This is a genomic window from Azospirillum sp. VT-I1 (genome assembly GCF_055698305.1).
Map to the genome: position 1 here is coordinate 821212 of NZ_CP168800.1, position 16653 is coordinate 837864.

A 16653-nucleotide genomic window follows, 5' to 3' on the forward strand; every position below is an offset into this window, starting at 1 on the left:
GCGCGCCAGCTTGCGTTCCAGCGGGCGGTCGTGGCGGATGCCCGCCTTGCGCCGGACATCGTCCAGCAGCCGCCGGGCCAGGGCGTCGAGCGGGCCGGGAGGAGCGACGCCCCCGCTCACGACGCCCGGAAGCGCTCGGCCAGCCGCCGCGTGTCGTCGGCCAGCCGTGACAGGTGGACCATGGTGGCGGTGATCTCCTCCGACGCGGCGGCATTCTTCGACGCGACGGTGCGGATGTTGCCGACGTTCGATTCGATCTCGACGATGTGGTCCTGCTGATGGGCCATGGCGGCGGCGACCGATTGGACCATGCGGTCGATCTGGGCCACGCGCTCGGCGATGCCGTCCATCATCTGAACCACCTCCGCCGTGGCGGCCATGCCCTCCTCCGCCATCGCCGCGGCGGCCTCGACGATCTCGGCGATCTGGCGGGCGCTTTCCACGGCATTGTCGGCGAGCTTGCCGACCTCCTCGGCAACGACCTCGAAGCCCTTGCCCTGCTCGCCGGCGCGCGCCGCCTCGATGGAGGCGTTGACCGACAGGATGTTGGTCTTCACCGCGATCTGGGTGATCGCCTCGGTGATGCGGCCGATGCGGCGGCTGTTGTCGCCGATGGTCTGCGACACCCGGACGAGCCGCGCCATCTCCGCCTTGCCCTTGTCGGCGAAGCCGGCGGTGACGCGCACCATGTCGGAGGCGGCGCGGGTGCTGTCCGTCACCTCCGCGATGGCGCGGACGGACCGGCCGACGGCGTTCACTACCCGGTCGAGATCCTCGGTCTGGATGGAGGCGCCGTCCGCGACCTGGGATACCGCCGTGCTGGCCTGGCCCGCGGCGACGGCGACCTGGGCCGCCTGTTGGCCGATGCGCAGGAAGGAGCTGCGGGCCTCCTCCACCAGCGCCGCCATCTCGGCATAGCGGCCGGGCAGTGCCGGCAGTGGATGGTCGCCGTCCTCCGCCTCGCGGGTCAGGCGGACGAGGGCGGCATGCAGCGCATCCTGGGACGCCATGCTGCGTGCCAGGGCCGCGGCGACCGCGCCGGCCTCGTCCCCGCGGGACACCGGGGCGGGAGCATCGCCTTCCGTCCCTTCGGCGAGCCGCGAGGCGGCATCCTGCAGCCGGGCCATCGCGTCCGACAGGTCGAGCGCCAGCACCGACGCGACCAGCAGCCCAAGGGCGAGCGCCCCGCCCGTCGCCAGCCACAGGGCTTGCGGCGCGATGTCCGGAACGAGGCGGGGAAGCAGAAGCGGCAGAAGCGCCGCGGCGGAAGGCAGCAGGACGGCGATGCCGAACCGGGGAAGAACTCGCAGGCTGGCCGGAAAGGACATTGCGGTAACGGCTCCTCACGATCGACCAGCGGCGCCCCGCGACAACTCGCGGACGACGCACGCCACCCTTATGACTTGCCGGATGCACCCCAACCGAAGCAAGGTGATTCCTGTGGGTGGTGTCGGATGCCGCATCCCGCGGCACCGGCCGCCCATGCCCTGCCCCGCCCGACCCGGCTCCGCCGCCACGCGGCCCTGAATGGACCTCCACCGGCATGTCGATCGCCACCCGCATCGCCCTGGGTTTCGCCGCCGTCCTGCTGCTGACCCTCGCCGTCGCCGTCGTCGGCTGGAGCGGCCTGAACACCTACGCCACGCAGGTGGAGATCGCCGCCCGCACCTCCCGCCTCGACACGCTGCTGCTCAGCGCGCGGCAGGAGGAGGCGCGCTATCTGATCGACGTCGATCCGTCCGCCAGCCGGCGGGTGCGCCAGTTGACCGAGCAGCTGAAGGCGGAGGCGGAGGCGCTGCAGGCCCTGCCCGGCCATGCCGTCGCCCCCGACGCGCTGACGGAGGTGCTGGCGAAGCTGGCGGCCTACCGCAAATCCTTCGACGAGGTGGTGCAGCTGGAGGTCGACCGCTTCGCCAGCCTCGCGAAGCTCCGCAAGCAGACGGCCTCCCTGCTGGTGGTGGCACAGACGCTGACGCACGAGCAGTCGGCGCGCTATGCCGACGCGCTGGCACGGGTGAAGGCCGATCCCGGCGACGCAGCCGCCTTGCGGACGCTGGAGTCGTCCGTGCTGCTGACCGGCATCGCCGGACGGCTGATCCAGGACACCCGCGGCGCCCTGCTGGACGTCCAGCAATACCTGATCGAACAGGGCGGGTCCGGCCGCAATTCGCCCAACGCCGCCATCGACCGGCTGCTGACCATCATCGGCGATGTCCAGAAGGCCTCCAGCGACCCCGAAACGCTGCGCGAGACGGAGAAGCTGACCGCCGCCGTCATGGGCGTGGAAACGGAGTTCCTGCTGGTCGCCGACATCGTGGTCCGGCGCAGCGCCGCCCGCGCGGCGATGCGCGATGCCGCCGCGATCGTCAGCGATCAGGTCGCACAGCTGGTCCACGCCCAGACGGCGGAGCGGGAGGCCGGCCGGTCGCGCGCCGTGATGCTGCTGTGGAGCGGCACGTTGGGCGCGCTGGCGGCCGGCGCGGTGCTGTCGATGCTGATCGCCCGCAGCCTGACCGGCCCGATCGCCGCCACCACGGCCGCGGTCCAGCGGCTTTCGGACGGCGACCTGACGGTCGCGGTGCCCAACACCGGCCGGCGCGACGAGCTGGGCTCCATCGGGCGCGCGGTCGCCACGGTCATCCAGGTTCTGCACGGGCTCCATGGGGAAATGCACCGGCTGTCCGGCAAGCCGTTGGACGACGCCGCAACGGCGAACGCCCCGGTTTTCAATGGCGCCTATGGCGAGATGGTGGCGCTGCTGCAGGAAACCGGCGCCGCCTTTCGGGCCATCGGGGAGCAGGCGACCCAGGTGGCCGTCGCGGCGGGCCAGGCCAGCACGGCCATCGCCCATGTCTCGGACGGCGCGTCGGAGCAGACCGACGACCTCGACCATGTGGCGACCGCGGTCGGCCAATCGGCCCGCGCCATCGCCCATGTCACCGACAGCACGCGCGATGCCTCCGACATGGTGAAGGACGCCGCGGATTTCGCCGACCGCGGGCGGGAGGACATGGCGCGGCTGCTGCGCGTGTCGCAGACCATCGCGGAGAACAGCCGCCGCATCGGCCGCATCACCGAGGCGATCACCCAGATCGCGGTGAAGACCAACATCCTGTCGGTCAACGCCTCCATCGAGGCGGCGCGCGCCGGCGAGCAGGGCAAGGGCTTCGAGGTCGTCGCCGAGGAGGTCGGCAAGCTCGCCGACAACGCCGTGGAAAGCGCCCGTCAGATCGCCGAAATCATCGAGGCCGCCGCAGCCCTGGCCGAAGAAGGAAAGGCCGTCACCGAGCAGGCCCGCCGCCGCATGGACGGGCTGGCAGAACGGGTTGACCGCATCGACGGCGCCTTCCAGTCGGTCGCCGTGGCGATGGAGGAACAGCAGGCGTCGGTCCGCGAGATCGAACGGTCGGTGGAGAGCGTTCGCACCGTCGCCTCCAAGAACGCCGCCGCGTCGGAGGAGATCGCCGCCACCATGGTCCACCTGTCCCGGCTGGCCGACGAGACGCGGCGTCAGGTCTCGCGTTTCCAGGCCGGCTGAAGCGCGGCAATTGCCGAAGTCGTTTCACGTAGCGTGAATGCGAGGCCCGGCCATCGGTGACCGGGAGCCGGACATCCCGTACACGCCAAATATCCGAAGTGGTAATTCTTAATCCCCGGCGGAGATATCTGGCATTTAAACTTCTTTTAACCCTATTCCGCGCCTAATCCACACGCGGGAACGCATGATCCCGAGAAGACGCACACCCGAACATTAGACCCACACGATACCAAGGGAGCTACCCATGCCCGCACAGATGGTCGCCGATGAAGTCCGCATGGCCAGCCGCATCCACGCGCGCCTTCTGGACGCCTTCATCGACTTGACGGAGCGGGAACTGGCCGGACTGGCCCCGGGCTTCGCCGAGGAAAGCCTGCTGGAGGCGCTGGAGGGGCTGCGCGCCGCCCGCAAATCCTATGGCACGACCGCCGGTGTGATGGTCGTCTCGAACCTGCCGCTGCCGCAGGCCTCCAACGCCGCCTGATCCCCGGTCGCCCGATTTGGGGCCGGCAGCCTCTCGCCAGCCCGGCTACGCCGATTTCCGGTCAGGCCGTTACCGTTTTGCGGGCCCGTGGCTTGCGCGCCTTGGGGGGCTCGGCCGCCACGGTTTCCGGCTGGACGGTGGTCTGTTCGATGGTCTTGACCGTCTTCGGCTTGGCGTTCGTCGTCTTGCGCGGCGCCTTCACCACCGCCACGACCGGAGAGCGGTCGGGAACGGCAGCCGCTTCGGCCAGGATCGCGCGCTCGGCCTGCAACCAGTGCTCGGCATCGCGACCGTCCGGACAGCCCTCGTCCAGCCAGATCGCATAGGCGCGGTCACGGATGCGCTGCTCGACATCCACGGTCATCACATCTCCCCAGGGAATGGTGGTCAGGTTTGCTGCGATGCAAAGACTGCCGAAATTGCGGAGAGCGTGCAACCAAGCGGATGGTTATCGGCCCTCCGCCCCAGTCCTCGGCCGTCAATCCGATGACGTTTCGCCGGGATCCGACTGCCGGTTCTGCTGGAACTCGCGCCACTTCGCGACATTGCGGTTGTGATCCGGCAGCGACTTGGCGAAGACATGGCCGCCGGTGCCGTCGGCGACGAAATACAGGTAGTCGTGCCGCTCCGGCTTCATCACGGCCTGGAGCGAGGCCTTACCCGGATTGGCGATCGGACCCGGCGGCAAGCCGGCGATCTGGTAGGTGTTGTAGGGCGACTCGAGCTTCCAGTCGTTGCGGGTCAGCGCCCGCCCCAATTCACCGCTGCCGTCGGTCAGGGCATAGATCACGGTGGGATCGGACTGCAGCTTCATGCCGGCTTCGAGCCGGTTGACGAAGACGCCGGCGACCCGCGGTCGTTCCGCCGCCACGCCGGTCTCCTTCTCGACGATGGAGGCCAGCGTCAGCGCCTGCTGCGGCGTTTCCAGGGGAAGGCCGGGCTCCCGGTTCTTCCACGCTTCCGCCAGCGCCTGGGTCATCGCCGTCTGCATGCGCTCGACCAGTGCCGCGCGGCTGTCGCCATAGGCAAAGTGATAGGTCTCCGGCAGGAGGGAGCCTTCCTTCGGCGACTTCGCGATCTCGCCGGTCAGCACCGTTTCGCGTTCCAGCAGCGCCACCACCTGGGCGGAGGTCAGGCCTTCCGGTACGGTGATGCGGCGCACCACGGTGCGGCCCTGGCGCATCTGCTCCAGAACGCCTTCGATGCTGATTCCCGCGGGAAACTGATACTCGCCGGCCTTCAACTCACGGAAGGTTCCGGTCAGCTTGGCTGCGGCGGCGAAAACCAAGGGAGAGCCGATCACGCCGGAGTCGCCCAGCGTGATGGCAATGGCCTCCAACCCGCTGCCGCGGGGAATGACGACCGTCTCGGCTTGGTCCAGCGGACCGGGAGCCGTGTAGCGCTGGCTCCCCCAGACGCCGACCCCACCCGCCGCGGCAGCAGCGAGGGCCAGCGTCCCCGCGAAGATTCGGAGACCCCAGCCCATCGCTCACCTCTTGATGGCAGTATGACGCAACGCCGGTCAGGGCTTCGCTTACGCGAATTCCTTGAACACCAGCGAGGCGTTGGTGCCGCCGAACCCGAAGGAGTTCGACAGGGCGGCACGCACCCGGCGCTCCTGCGCCACCTTCGGAACCAGATTCACACCCAGGCAGCTTTCCGAGGGATTCTCGAGATTCAGCGTGGGCGGAACGACGCCGTGGTTGATCGCCTTGATCGAATAGATCGCCTCGACCGCACCGGCGGCGCCCAGCAGGTGGCCGATGGCCGACTTGGTGGAGGACATCGCCAGATTGTCCATGGCATCGCCGAACAGGCGCTTCACGGCGCCAAGCTCGATCTCGTCGCCGAGCGGCGTCGAGGTGCCGTGGGCGTTGACGTAATCGACGTCGGACGGGTTCAGCCCGGCGCGCTTCAGCGCCGCCTTCATGGCGCGGAAACCGCCATTGCCGTCCTCCGCCGGAGCGGAGATGTGGTGGGCGTCGCCCGACATGCCGTAGCCGACGACCTCGGCATAGATGGTGGCACCGCGCTTCTTCGCGTGCTCCAGCTCCTCCAGCACCACGACGCCGGCGCCCTCGCCGATGACGAAGCCGTCGCGGTCCTTGTCATAGGGACGCGAGGCCTTCTCGGGCGTGTCGTTGAAGTTGGTGGACAGAGCGCGCATGGCGGCAAAACCGCCGACGCCGAGACGGCTGACCGCCGCCTCCGTGCCGCCGGCGACCATCACGTCGGCATCGTCCCACATGATCAGGCGGGCGGCGTCGCCGATGGCGTGCGCGCCGGTCGAGCAGGCGGTGACGACCGCGTGGTTGGGGCCCTTGAAGCCGTGCTGGATCGAGATGTGGCCGGAGGCCAGATTGATCAGGCAGGCAGGGATGAAGAAGGGCGACAGGCGGCGCGGACCCTTTTCGTGCAGGGTCACGGCGCCGTCGGCGATGCCCGGAAGGCCGCCGATGCCGGACCCGACCATGACGCCGGTCCGCTCGCGCTCCTCATCGGTCTGGGGAACCCAGCCGGAATCCTTGATTGCTTCCTGCGCCGCGGCGATGGCGAAGATGATGAAGTCATCCATCTTGCGCTGATCCTTCGGCGGAACGAAGGCGTCGGCGTTGAACTCGCCGTCACCCGTTCCGCGCGGGACCTGCCCGGCGACCTTCGAGGCCAGGTCCGAAGCGTCGAACCCCGTGATGCCGCGGATTCCCGACGTCGCGGAAATCAGCCGCTCCCAGTTCAGCGAGTGGCCGACGCCGAGCGGCGTGACCATACCGAGGCCGGTGACGACGACACGTCTCATGAGGCTGTTCCTTGACCTTTCCTCGAAAATAAAGTCGACGATCTGGTCGTCGACGGCCAGGCCCCGCGTTGCGGAAGATGCAGTTGCGGTACGCCTGGCCCTCGGGGGCTCAATGCCCGCGGCCCGATCAGGCGGCGGCGTTGGCCTTGATGAAGTCGATGGCGTCCTTCACCGACAGGATCTTCTCCGCGGCGTCGTCCGGGATCTCGACACCGAACTCTTCCTCGAAGGCCATGACCAGCTCGACGGTGTCGAGGCTGTCGGCGCCCAGATCGTCGATGAAGGAGGCGTTCTCCACCACCTTCGACTCCTCGACACCCAGGTGGTCCACAACGATCTTCTTCACGCGCTCGGCGATGTCGCTCATCTTTTAAGACCTTCCAATCCTTGAAACCGCTCGGGATAATCCGGTCGGAGCAACACGCGAAGAACGTGCCGTCCTGCCGCGAAAAGCCCCGTCCGATAACACATTTCAGCAGCCTTGACCAGCACCCGCGAGGGAGCCCGGCAGGCGCCGTTCTTCACACGTGGCGATGCCGCCCCGTCCGATCCTCATCAGATCATGGCCATGCCGCCGTTGATATGCAGCGTCTGGCCGGTGACGTAGGCGGCCTCCTCGCTCGCGAGGTACACGACCCCGGCGGCGATCTCTTCCGGCTGGCCCATGCGGCCGGCCGGGATGGCGGGGAGCAGCTTCTGCTTCTGCTCGTCGTTCAGGGCGTCGGTCATGGCCGTGGCGATGAAGCCCGGCGCGACGCAGTTGACGGTGATGTTGCGCGAGGCCAACTCGGCCGCCAGCGACTTGGACATGCCGATCAGGCCGGCCTTCGACGCGGCGTAGTTGGCCTGCCCCGGATTGCCGGTGACACCCACGACCGACGTGATGTTGACGATGCGGCCCCAGCGGCGCTTCATCATGCCGCGCATGGCGGCCCGCGACAGGCGGAAGGCCGCCGTCAGGTTCACGTCGATGACGGACTGCCAGTCCTCGTCCTTCAGCCGCATCGCGATCTGGTCGCGGGTCAGGCCGGCATTGTTCACGAGGATGTCGATCTTGCCCAGCGCCGCCTCGGCATCCTTGAACAGCTGCTCGGTCGCGGCGGCCTCGGACAGGTTGCCGGGCACGACGAAGGCGCGCTCGCCCAGTTCGGCGGCCAGCGCCTCCAGCGGGGCGACGCGGGTGCCGGACAGCGCGACGGCGGCGCCCCGGGCGTGCAGGGCACGGGCGATCGACGCGCCGATGCCGCCGGACGCGCCGGTGACGAGGGCCGACTTGCCGGTCAGGTCAAACATGGATGGCCTCACGAGGCTGATGTATCGGGGGACTGACGGTCACAGGGTCTTCAGGAACGACTCGACATCGGCCGGAGTGCCGACCGACACCGCAGCCAGATCCTTGTCGATGCGCTTGGTCAGCCCGGCCAGCACCTTGCCCGACCCGACCTCGACCAGCCGCTCGACGCCCTGCTCCTTCATGAAGAGAACGCATTCGCGCCAGCGGACCATGCCGGTCACCTGCTCCACCAGCAGGCGGCGGATGGCGTTGGGATCCGACACCGCCGACGCCGTGACGTTGGCGACGACCGGAACGACCGGCGCGGAAATGGTGACGTTCGCCAGCGCCTCCGCCATGGCGTCGGCGGCCGGCTGCATCAGCGAGCAGTGGAAGGGTGCCGACACCGGCAGCCGCACCGAACGCTTCAGCCCGCGTTCAGCCGCCAGCACGATGGCGCGATCGATGGCCTCGGCGCTGCCGGAGATCACCACCTGCCCGACCGAATTGTCGTTGGCGATGCTGCACACCTCACCCTGGGCGGCGTCGGCGGCGATCGCCTGGGCCTGCTCCAGATCGGCACCCAGCAGGGCGGCCATGGCGCCCTGCCCCACCGGAACCGCCTTCTGCATCGCCTGGCCGCGCAGCTTCAGCAGGCGCGCGGTGTCGGCCAGCGTGAAGGCGCCGGCGGCGCAGAGCGCCGAGTATTCGCCCAGCGAGTGGCCTGCGACGAAGGTTGCGTGCTTGGACAGGTCGACCCCGCCCTCGCTCGCCAGAACCCGCATCACCGCGACGCTGACCGCCATCAGGGCGGGCTGCGCGTTCTCGGTCAAGGTCAGGTCGGCCTCGGGGCCTTCGACCATCAGGCGCGACAGCCGCTGGTTCAGCGCATCGTCCACCTCTTCGAAGGTGTGACGAGCGACCTCGAACGCCTCGGCGAGTTCGCGGCCCATGCCGACGGCCTGGCTGCCCTGCCCCGGAAAGACGAACGCCCTGGTCATGCTTCGGTGAAACCCTGGATGAAAGCGCCCCGCCCCTGCGGCGGCACCATGGATTGGGCGACAGTCATACCCTCACTTTTTAGCAAGTCAAGCGACGCGCGATGACCAAAGCGCCAATGGTGCGATAAAACGTCACGTAATAAGGCAGAACGCCCACGAAAAACCGCCGGCCGGAAGGGGTTGTTCGCAGGCGTTGTCCGCCGGGTCTTGCGCTGTATCCTGCACCGCAAACAAAGCACGCAAATCAACGGCGCATCGCGGGCCGACGATCAGGCTTTGCCGACCAGGGCCACCCGGGTCCAGGGCCTCAGTTGGGCGAGAGCCTCCAGCACCATCGGCCCGACCAGCCCAGACATCAACGCAACGCAGAAGATCACGCCGTCCCCGGCATCCATGCGGTGCAGCACCACGCGGGCTCCGGCGGCGAACATCGCATGGTGCAGATAGATCGCGTAGGACGACGCTCCCACAGTGCGGAAAACGCGGCTGGAGGGCATCGCATGCAGAAGCGTCACCGCCCCGCCCATGCCGCACAGCAGGGCGACGCCGCTGTTCCAGCCGAAATGCGGCAGATATCCCCAGAGCGAGGCCTGATGCAGGGAAACCCCGAGCCCGAGCGCGGTCCCGGCGGCGGCCAGCAGCACGGTCCGCGGCACCATGGCGCGGAAGCGGGTCACCCCCACCCCCAGCAGGAAATGCGGCAACAGGAAGCAGGCTTCGTTCACCGACAGGATATTCGAGTCGAAGTGCACGGTCAGGCAGGCGGTCACCGCCACGGCCATCGCCAGCGCGAATCCGCCGGGCCGGTCGATCAGGTGGGCCGCATCGAGCAGGCCGACCACGGAGAAGATCAGGAACAGCGCCTGCAGGTACCAGAAATGGGCATAGGGGAAGACGTAGATCTTCCACATCGAATCGGGAACCAGGGTCCCGTTGGCTCCGGGTGCGTGGGTCTGCAGGAAGTAGAAGAGGGCGGACACCACCAGGAACGGGAAGCCCAGCCGGCGCAGCTTCTTGATGAAGAAGGTCGTCAGCCGTTCGACCCGGGCCGGGTTAAGGGCATAGACCAGCCCGGAGATGAAGGTGAAGAGCGGCATGCGGATCAGCTCGAAGCTGTCGGTGGCGTAGCGGTAGATCGATCCGTCCGCCACCTGCATGCCCGCCCCGGGAATGCCGACCACATGGTAGGCGACCAACAGGATGCAGGCCAGCCCCCTCAACTCCACCACATGATACGGCAACTGGTTCTTGCGCATGGCTACTCCGGACACCGGGCTGTCATCGCCGCCGGCCGGCCGCGCGACCGGACGCACCGGACCGCAAGCTCCGCCTTGAACGGCTAGCGGAACATGGCGCCTGAGCAGGTCGATTGCACTTCGGTCAAATGCGCCGAAGCTATCCCGCGCGATATCCACCGTTGCACCGGGCCTACCCTGCACACGGCCGAAACGACGCGCCCGGGCTCATCCGGGCGATTTCCTAGAAAGGGGATGGATTTTCTGAAAGTGGCAGCGAAGACCGCTGGATTTTCGCTTGCTACCACCGCCGGCCTGTGCATACTGCGCCGCTTCATAACTCCTTGCCGGCGGTCCGCCGTCGGCTAGGCCCGGGCGGCTGATCCGATCCATGAGGGATGGGGTGCAGCGCCGGACCATGAACAGCCATGGGGAGTGCAATGGCACTTTACGAGTGCGTGCTGATCGCGCGCCAGGACATTTCGGCCGCCCAGGCCGAGCAGCTCTCTGAGCAGTTCGCCCAGATCGTCCGCGACAACGGCGGCACGATCGCCAAGAGCGAATACTGGGGTCTGAAGACCCTCACCTACAAGATCAAGAAGAACCGCAAGGGTCACTACACCCTCTTCAACATCGACGCGCCGGCCGCCGCCGTCGCCGAGATGGAGCGGAACATGAGCATCAGCGAAGACGTGCTGCGCTTCATGACCGTGCGTGTCGACGCCCTCGATGCCAACCCGTCGGCGATGATGCAGAGCCGCAACGAGCGTGGTGAGCGCGGCGAGCGTGGCGACCGTGGCCCGCGTCGCTTCGACGACCGTGGCCCGCGTCCGCCGCGCCGCCAGGAAAACGTTGCCGCCGCCGAAGGGGAGACCGCGTAAATGTCCGACAAGCAGACCACGGGCGCTCCCGCCCGCACCGGCGGCGCCCGCCGTCCGTTCTTCCGCCGCCGCAAGACCTGCCCGTTCTCGGGTGCGAACGCTCCGGCGATCGACTACAAGGACGTCAAGCTGCTGTCCCGCTTCATCTCCGAGCGCGGGAAGATCGTCCCGAGCCGCATCACCGCGGTCTCGACGAAGAAGCAGCGCGAACTGGCCCGCGCCATCAAGCGCGCCCGTTTCCTGGCCCTTCTCCCCTACGTGGTGAAGTAAGCCCGGCAAACGGCCGAAGGGTTTCGGTGAAGGCAGTCAAGGGGTTTCCATGGCCTTGGGTCCGGCCGGTCCGCTGGTGGTCGCCGTCGGCGGCGGTCTGATAAGCGCGTTCTTCTACCTGTCCGTCATGTTCGGCGGGATGGGAGCGCTGATCCTGGGCTATCTGGCCCCCCTGCCCCTGTTCCTCACGGGACTGTGGCTGGGGGCGCCCGCGGTGACGGTGGCCGGTCTGGCCGGCGCCGCCGCGGTGATGCTGGGCACTTCCGGCAGCATGCTGGTGGCGCTGTCCTACTTGGTGACCGGGGCCGCCCCGGCGATCCTGGTGGTGCGGCAGGCGCTGCTGGCCCGCTCGCGGGAGGATGGAACCCTGGAATGGTATCCGCCCGGCCGGGTCCTGATGGGCCTGACCGGGATGGGCGTGGCGGCGCTGCTCGCCGCGGTGATCCTGACGCTCGGAGAGCCCGGTGGGCTCGAAGGGCTGATGCGGCAGACCCTGGCCCGAGTCGTCGAGCCGGCCTTCCGCATGCAGGGCCAGCAGGCCCCGGATCCCGAGGCGTTCTGGGTGGCGGCCGTCCTGCCGGGGCTGGTTGCGGTCTCATGGCTTGTCATGACGATCGTCAACGCGGCGCTGGCGCAGGGGGCGCTGATGCGGTTCGGCCGCAACCGGCGCCCTGCCATGCGTCTGGCCGAGCTGGAGTTACCCAACTGGCTGGCGCCGCTGTTCGCGGTGTCGGTCGCGGCGGCTTCGGTCGTGCCGGGGACCGTCGGGTTCCTGGCGGTCAATCTGGCGCTGATCCTGGCGGTACCTTTCGCCTTCGCCGGGCTTTCGGTGGTTCATGTATTCGCCAGCAGCAGATCGGCGCGCACGCTGATCCTCGTTGGCTTCTACATGATGCTGTTTCTCTTCGGGTGGCCGATCCTGCTTTTGGTCGGCCTGGGCATGATCGAGCAATGGATCGGGCTGCGCCGCCGGTTTTCCCCCGCGGCCCCCGGTCAGGAGGACGAGTGATGGAAGTTATTCTGCTGGAGCGGGTCGAGAAGCTCGGCCAGATGGGCCAGGTCGTGAAGGTGCGTCCCGGCTTCGCCCGCAACTATCTGCTGCCGCAGAAGAAGGCCATGCGCGCCACCAAGGCGAACATGGCGGTCTTCGAGAAGCAGAAGGCCCACCTTGAGGCCGTGAACCTGGAGCGCCGCAAGGACGCCGAGCAGGTCGCGACCAAGATGGACAACGTGACGGTCGTCGTGATCCGTCAGGCTGCCGAGACCGGCGTCCTGTACGGCTCGGTGACCACCCGCGACGTCGCCGATGCGCTGACCGCCGCCGGCTATAAGACCGACCGCAAGCAGGTCCAGATCGATACCCCGATCAAGACCCTGGGTCTGTTCAAGCTGCGCGTCGTCCTGCACCCGGAAGTGTCGATCACGGTCACCGTGAACGTCGCCCGTTCGTCTGAAGAGGCCGAACTGCAGGCCCAGCGCGGTGGCATGATCACCGCCGCCGACCTGCGCGACGACGAGGACGAAGAAGAGACCTTCGTCGAAGAGACCGCGACCGAGGAAGAGGAGGGCTGATCGCCCTTCTGCCGCCGGCGGTCCGGATCGATGTCCGGAATCGCCGCGGCACCGTCGTACCGCTCGTCCGGAAACCGCCCGCCCCACACCCGGGGCCGGGCGGTTTTCCGCATTCAGGGACAGGCTTCACCGCCCAGGCGAGCTATCGGCGGGCACGCATACATCCGTAATGCCCGATTTGGGTAGCAGTCCTGACCGATTGACGGATTGCCGCTCCCCCACCCCGGCGCCATGCTGAATTCGGCACCGCGGAAGGAGTTCGGCATGCTGCTGGTTCGTCTGCTTGCCGCCGCCAAGGGCGACGGAACCCTGAATCTCGTCACCGCCGATGGAAGACACCACCGCATCGGCGCCGGTCCTCCGACGCTGACGCTTCGCCTTCACGACCGCGCGGTGGAGCGGGACCTGCTGATCAATCCGCGCCTGCGCTTCGGCGAAGCCTATATGGACGGCCGCCTGTCCATCGAGGGCGGCACCATCTACGACCTGCTGTCGATGCTGATGAGCGGCAGCGAGGTGCAGGGGGCGCTCGGCCGCGCCGTCGGGACCCTGTCGCCGCTTCTGCGCCTCATGCAGCAGCACAACCCGATGCGGCGCTCACGACGGAACGTCGAGCATCACTACAACCTGTCGCGCCGGTTCTACGAACTCTTCCTCGACCGCGACATGCAGTATTCCTGCGCATATTTCTCCGAACCGGGCATGTCGCTCGACGACGCGCAGGAGGCCAAGAAGCGCCACATCGCGGCCAAGCTGCTGCTGGTGCCGGGGATGCGCGTGCTCGACATCGGCTGCGGCTGGGGCGGCATGGCACTCTATCTCGCCCGGCATACGGGAGCGCGGGTGACCGGGATCACGCTGTCCTCGGAGCAGTTGGCGGTGGCGAAGCGGCGGGCGGATGAGGCGGGGCTGGCCGACCGCGTCAGCTTCGAGCTGCGCGACTATCGCGAGTTCGCCGCAGCCCACCCGGCCGCCTTCGACCGCATTGTCTCGGTCGGCATGTTCGAGCATGTCGGCGTGCCGCATTACCGCGATTACTTCGACGCCGTGCGCGGCATGCTGAACGACGACGGCGTGGCGCTGATCCATTCCATCGGCCGGCTGGATACACCGGGGACCACCAACCCCTGGATCGCAAGTACATCTTCCCCGGCGGCTACTCCCCCGCCCTGTCGGAGGTGCTGCCGGTCATCGAGCGGTCAGGGTTGCTGACGACCGACCTGGAGGTGCTCCGCCTGCATTATGCGGAAACGCTGCGCCACTGGCGGGCCCGGTTCGACGCCCGGCGGGAGGAGGCGAAGGCGCTGTACGACGAGCGCTTCTGCCGGATGTGGGAGTTCTATCTGGCCGGGGCGGAACTGTCGTTCCGGCTGCAGGGGCACATGGTGTTCCAGGTGCAGCTCGCACGCTCCCTGGGCGCGGTGCCGCTGACCCGCGACTACATGGTGAATGCGGAACGCCATCTGGCCGACGACAGGCTGGGGCTGCGGCCCGCACACGCCCCGGAGTCGGCAAACTGACCGGCCGACGGCCGCATTCCGAACTTTTCAGGAGGCTTCCGGCCGCTGGAAGGGGGTGATCCGGCCAACCGGTAATACCAATTGATCATCATGGCCGGCCGACGCGCCGTGTTGCAAGCGGAATCGTGCGACATCGACGCCTAAGCCGCCGCCGTGCCTTCCTTTCCGTCACGGGGCGATGCTATATAACCGCGATTGATTTCCGCCCGGGGTACCGGGGAGCCACCCATGCGGCATGCTCCCCGGCAACAAGCGCCCGCTGGACGACGCGCCCGGCTCCCAAGGAATGACAACGCCCTTACCCGTTCGGGGAGATCTCGCACCCATGACCAAGATCAAGGTAGCCAATCCGGTCGTCGAACTCGACGGCGACGAGATGACGCGCATCATCTGGCAGTTCATCAAAGACAAGCTGATCCTGCCCTACCTCGACATCGACCTGAAGTACTACGACCTCGGCATCGAGAACCGCGACAAGACCGACGACAAGGTCACCGTCGAGTCGGCGAACGCCATCAAGCAGTATGGCGTCGGCGTGAAGTGCGCGACCATCACCCCGGATGAGGCGCGGGTGAAGGAGTTCAACCTCAAGAAGATGTGGAAGTCGCCGAACGGCACGATCCGCAACATCCTGGGCGGCACCGTCTTCCGCGAGCCGATCGTCTGCTCCAACGTTCCGCGCTATGTCCCGGGTTGGACCAAGCCGATCATCATCGGCCGTCACGCCTTCGGCGACCAGTACAAGGCCACCGACTTCGTCGTTCCGGGTCCGGGCAAGCTGACCATCAAGTGGGAAGCGGCCGAGGGCGGCGAGAAGATCGAGCATGAAGTCTACGACTTCCCCGGCGCCGGCGTGGCGATGGGCATGTACAACCTGGACGAGTCGATCGAAGGCTTCGCCCACTCTAGCTTCATGTACGGCCTGGAGCGCGGCTACTCGGTCTATCTGTCGACGAAGAACACGATCCTGAAGGCCTATGACGGCCGCTTCAAGGACATCTTCCAGAAGATCTTCGACGAGACCTATGCCGACCAGTTCAAGGCCAAGGGTCTGGTCTATGAACACCGCCTGATCGACGACATGGTCGCCTCCGCCCTGAAGTGGGAAGGCGGCTTCGTCTGGGCCTGCAAGAACTACGACGGCGACGTGGAGTCGGACGTCGTGGCTCAGGGCTTCGGCTCGCTGGGCCTGATGACCTCGGTTCTGGTCACGCCGGATGGCAAGACCGTCGAGGCCGAGGCCGCCCACGGCACGGTGACCCGCCATTACCGCGAGCACCAGAAGGGTAAGGAAACCTCGACCAACCCGATCGCCTCGATCTATGCCTGGACCCAGGGTCTGGCCTATCGCGGCAAGTTCGACAACACGCCGGATGTCGTCAAGTTCGCCCAGACGCTGGAGCGCGTCTGCGTCGAGACCGTCGAGTCCGGCTACATGACCAAGGATCTGGCCATCCTGATCGGCCCGCAGCAGCCGTGGCTGACCACCAAGCAGTTCCTGGACAAGCTGTCGGACAATCTGGAAAAGAAGATGGCCGCCTGGTCGTAAGGCCGGCACCGTCTTTCTCAGGGTGCGACGCCGCGTCCGGGTCAAACCGGACCGCGGCTCGGCTAGGGTTCGGGCGGGGAGTTTCGGCTCCCCGCTTTTTTCTTGTCCAGTTCAGGAAAGGACCGAACCCCATGCCCAACGATCTGTTCCGCGTCGCCGTCGTCGGCGCCGGCGAGACCGGAACGCCCCTGCTGCGCAAACTGCTGTCGGCCCCCTTCGTCGAACTGCTTGGCGTTGCGGACCTCGATCCGGAGGCGCCGGGCATGCGTCTCGCCAACCATCGCGGCGTGAAGACCGCCACCGACTTCCGCGAACTGGCGGACCTGGGCGAGCGGCTGGACGTGCTGATCGACGTCACCGGCGTGCCGGCGGTCCGCGAATCCCTGCGCAAGGCGATGCAGGAAACCGGCAACCATCACACGGTGATCGTCCACGAGATGGTCGTGCAACTGATGCTGTCGCTGCTGAACGGCGAGCTGGTGCGCTTGAAGCACGACACGCAGGACTATTGAGGCGGCGGGATTTGCAGCTTC

18 protein-coding genes are annotated in these 16653 nt (G+C 67.5%); 10 read left to right on the forward strand and 8 right to left on the reverse strand.

Annotated features, from left to right (window positions below):
• Positions 1 to 116: 116 nt before the first annotated feature.
• On the reverse strand, positions 117 to 1328 hold the full coding sequence (locus AB8P05_RS03895) for a methyl-accepting chemotaxis protein (RefSeq protein WP_472758882.1): 1212 nt from the start codon (positions 1326 to 1328) through the stop codon (positions 117 to 119).
• Positions 1329 to 1543: 215 nt separating this feature from the next.
• Here AB8P05_RS03895 and AB8P05_RS03900 point away from each other — a divergent pair, with 215 nt between their 5' ends.
• Both AB8P05_RS03900 and AB8P05_RS03905 read left to right on the forward strand, forming a co-directional pair.
• Positions 1544 to 3538 (forward strand): methyl-accepting chemotaxis protein, encoded by a 1995-nt coding sequence (locus AB8P05_RS03900; RefSeq protein WP_472758883.1) that lies wholly within the window; start codon positions 1544 to 1546, stop codon positions 3536 to 3538.
• Positions 3539 to 3782: 244 nt separating this feature from the next.
• Positions 3783 to 4022, forward strand: a complete 240-nt coding sequence (locus tag AB8P05_RS03905; RefSeq protein WP_455171986.1) for a hypothetical protein — start codon at positions 3783 to 3785, stop codon at positions 4020 to 4022.
• A 61-nt stretch (positions 4023 to 4083) separates the two neighbouring features.
• On the opposite strand, the gene AB8P05_RS03910 is transcribed toward AB8P05_RS03905, so the two are convergent.
• From AB8P05_RS03910 to AB8P05_RS03940, 7 genes are all read right to left on the reverse strand, one after another.
• Entirely contained in the window at positions 4084 to 4386 is a 303-nt protein-coding gene (locus AB8P05_RS03910; protein WP_472758884.1) for a DUF2934 domain-containing protein, read from the reverse strand.
• Between the two features lie 114 nt (positions 4387 to 4500).
• Entirely contained in the window at positions 4501 to 5508 is a 1008-nt protein-coding gene (gene mltG, locus AB8P05_RS03915; RefSeq protein WP_472758885.1) for an endolytic transglycosylase MltG, read from the reverse strand.
• Between the two features lie 48 nt (positions 5509 to 5556).
• A complete protein-coding gene (gene fabF / locus AB8P05_RS03920; RefSeq protein WP_472758886.1) occupies positions 5557 to 6819 on the reverse strand; it encodes a beta-ketoacyl-ACP synthase II in 1263 nt (420 codons plus the stop codon).
• A gap of 127 nt (positions 6820 to 6946) precedes the next feature.
• Positions 6947 to 7186 (reverse strand): acyl carrier protein, encoded by a 240-nt coding sequence (locus AB8P05_RS03925; protein WP_014247969.1) that lies wholly within the window; start codon positions 7184 to 7186, stop codon positions 6947 to 6949.
• A 188-nt stretch (positions 7187 to 7374) separates the two neighbouring features.
• A complete protein-coding gene (gene fabG, locus AB8P05_RS03930; RefSeq protein ID WP_455171990.1) occupies positions 7375 to 8112 on the reverse strand; it encodes a 3-oxoacyl-[acyl-carrier-protein] reductase in 738 nt (245 codons plus the stop codon).
• 39 nt (positions 8113 to 8151) lie between these two features.
• Positions 8152 to 9093: an ACP S-malonyltransferase gene (gene fabD, locus AB8P05_RS03935; RefSeq protein WP_472758887.1), complete on the reverse strand. Its 942-nt coding sequence runs from the start codon at positions 9091 to 9093 to the stop codon at positions 8152 to 8154.
• A 269-nt stretch (positions 9094 to 9362) separates the two neighbouring features.
• Positions 9363 to 10349 (reverse strand): acyltransferase family protein, encoded by a 987-nt coding sequence (locus AB8P05_RS03940; protein ID WP_472758888.1) that lies wholly within the window; start codon positions 10347 to 10349, stop codon positions 9363 to 9365.
• A gap of 419 nt (positions 10350 to 10768) precedes the next feature.
• On the opposite strand from AB8P05_RS03940, the gene rpsF reads away from it, so the two are divergent.
• The 8 genes from rpsF to AB8P05_RS03980 all read left to right on the forward strand — a co-directional run bounded on the left by rpsF (position 10769) and on the right by AB8P05_RS03980 (position 16632).
• Entirely contained in the window at positions 10769 to 11209 is a 441-nt protein-coding gene (rpsF, locus tag AB8P05_RS03945) for a 30S ribosomal protein S6 (protein ID WP_012974290.1), read from the forward strand.
• Positions 11210 to 11479 carry a 30S ribosomal protein S18 gene (gene rpsR / locus AB8P05_RS03950; RefSeq protein WP_012974291.1) on the forward strand — a complete coding sequence of 90 codons (270 nt, stop codon included), beginning with the start codon at positions 11210 to 11212 and terminating at the stop codon, positions 11477 to 11479.
• A 49-nt stretch (positions 11480 to 11528) separates the two neighbouring features.
• Entirely contained in the window at positions 11529 to 12488 is a 960-nt protein-coding gene (locus tag AB8P05_RS03955; protein ID WP_472758889.1) for a YybS family protein, read from the forward strand.
• Complete coding sequence (gene rplI / locus AB8P05_RS03960) at positions 12488 to 13051, forward strand: 50S ribosomal protein L9 (protein WP_472758890.1); 564 nt, start codon at positions 12488 to 12490, stop codon at positions 13049 to 13051. The genes AB8P05_RS03955 and rplI overlap by 1 nt, the downstream gene beginning before the upstream one ends.
• Before the next feature lie 264 nt (positions 13052 to 13315).
• Positions 13316 to 14263 carry an SAM-dependent methyltransferase gene (locus AB8P05_RS03965; protein ID WP_472758891.1) on the forward strand — a complete coding sequence of 316 codons (948 nt, stop codon included), beginning with the start codon at positions 13316 to 13318 and terminating at the stop codon, positions 14261 to 14263.
• A complete protein-coding gene (locus AB8P05_RS03970) occupies positions 14230 to 14571 on the forward strand; it encodes a class I SAM-dependent methyltransferase (RefSeq protein WP_472758892.1) in 342 nt (113 codons plus the stop codon). Before AB8P05_RS03965 ends, AB8P05_RS03970 begins: the two co-directional genes overlap by 34 nt.
• 325 nt (positions 14572 to 14896) lie before the next feature.
• Positions 14897 to 16120 carry an NADP-dependent isocitrate dehydrogenase gene (locus AB8P05_RS03975; protein ID WP_455171996.1) on the forward strand — a complete coding sequence of 408 codons (1224 nt, stop codon included), beginning with the start codon at positions 14897 to 14899 and terminating at the stop codon, positions 16118 to 16120.
• 131 nt (positions 16121 to 16251) lie between these two features.
• Entirely contained in the window at positions 16252 to 16632 is a 381-nt protein-coding gene (locus AB8P05_RS03980; protein ID WP_472758893.1) for an oxidoreductase, read from the forward strand.
• Positions 16633 to 16653 lie beyond the last annotated feature (21 nt).

Coding starts and splice junctions, on each gene's coding strand:
- AB8P05_RS03910 (WP_472758884.1), bottom strand. CDS start 4,386: ATGACCGTGGATGTCGAGCAGCGCATCCGTGACCGCGCCTATGCGATC.
- AB8P05_RS03975 (WP_455171996.1), top strand. CDS start 14,897: ATGACCAAGATCAAGGTAGCCAATCCGGTCGTCGAACTCGACGGCGAC.
- rplI (WP_472758890.1), top strand. CDS start 12,488: ATGGAAGTTATTCTGCTGGAGCGGGTCGAGAAGCTCGGCCAGATGGGC.
- fabD (WP_472758887.1), bottom strand. CDS start 9,093: ATGACCAGGGCGTTCGTCTTTCCGGGGCAGGGCAGCCAGGCCGTCGGC.
- AB8P05_RS03955 (WP_472758889.1), top strand. CDS start 11,529: ATGGCCTTGGGTCCGGCCGGTCCGCTGGTGGTCGCCGTCGGCGGCGGT.
- AB8P05_RS03980 (WP_472758893.1), top strand. CDS start 16,252: ATGCCCAACGATCTGTTCCGCGTCGCCGTCGTCGGCGCCGGCGAGACC.
- AB8P05_RS03900 (WP_472758883.1), top strand. CDS start 1,544: ATGTCGATCGCCACCCGCATCGCCCTGGGTTTCGCCGCCGTCCTGCTG.
- fabF (WP_472758886.1), bottom strand. CDS start 6,819: ATGAGACGTGTCGTCGTCACCGGCCTCGGTATGGTCACGCCGCTCGGC.
- AB8P05_RS03925 (WP_014247969.1), bottom strand. CDS start 7,186: ATGAGCGACATCGCCGAGCGCGTGAAGAAGATCGTTGTGGACCACCTG.
- fabG (WP_455171990.1), bottom strand. CDS start 8,112: ATGTTTGACCTGACCGGCAAGTCGGCCCTCGTCACCGGCGCGTCCGGC.
- AB8P05_RS03905 (WP_455171986.1), top strand. CDS start 3,783: ATGCCCGCACAGATGGTCGCCGATGAAGTCCGCATGGCCAGCCGCATC.
- rpsR (WP_012974291.1), top strand. CDS start 11,210: ATGTCCGACAAGCAGACCACGGGCGCTCCCGCCCGCACCGGCGGCGCC.
- mltG (WP_472758885.1), bottom strand. CDS start 5,508: ATGGGCTGGGGTCTCCGAATCTTCGCGGGGACGCTGGCCCTCGCTGCT.
- AB8P05_RS03940 (WP_472758888.1), bottom strand. CDS start 10,349: ATGCGCAAGAACCAGTTGCCGTATCATGTGGTGGAGTTGAGGGGGCTG.
- rpsF (WP_012974290.1), top strand. CDS start 10,769: ATGGCACTTTACGAGTGCGTGCTGATCGCGCGCCAGGACATTTCGGCC.
- AB8P05_RS03965 (WP_472758891.1), top strand. CDS start 13,316: ATGCTGCTGGTTCGTCTGCTTGCCGCCGCCAAGGGCGACGGAACCCTG.
- AB8P05_RS03895 (WP_472758882.1), bottom strand. CDS start 1,328: ATGTCCTTTCCGGCCAGCCTGCGAGTTCTTCCCCGGTTCGGCATCGCC.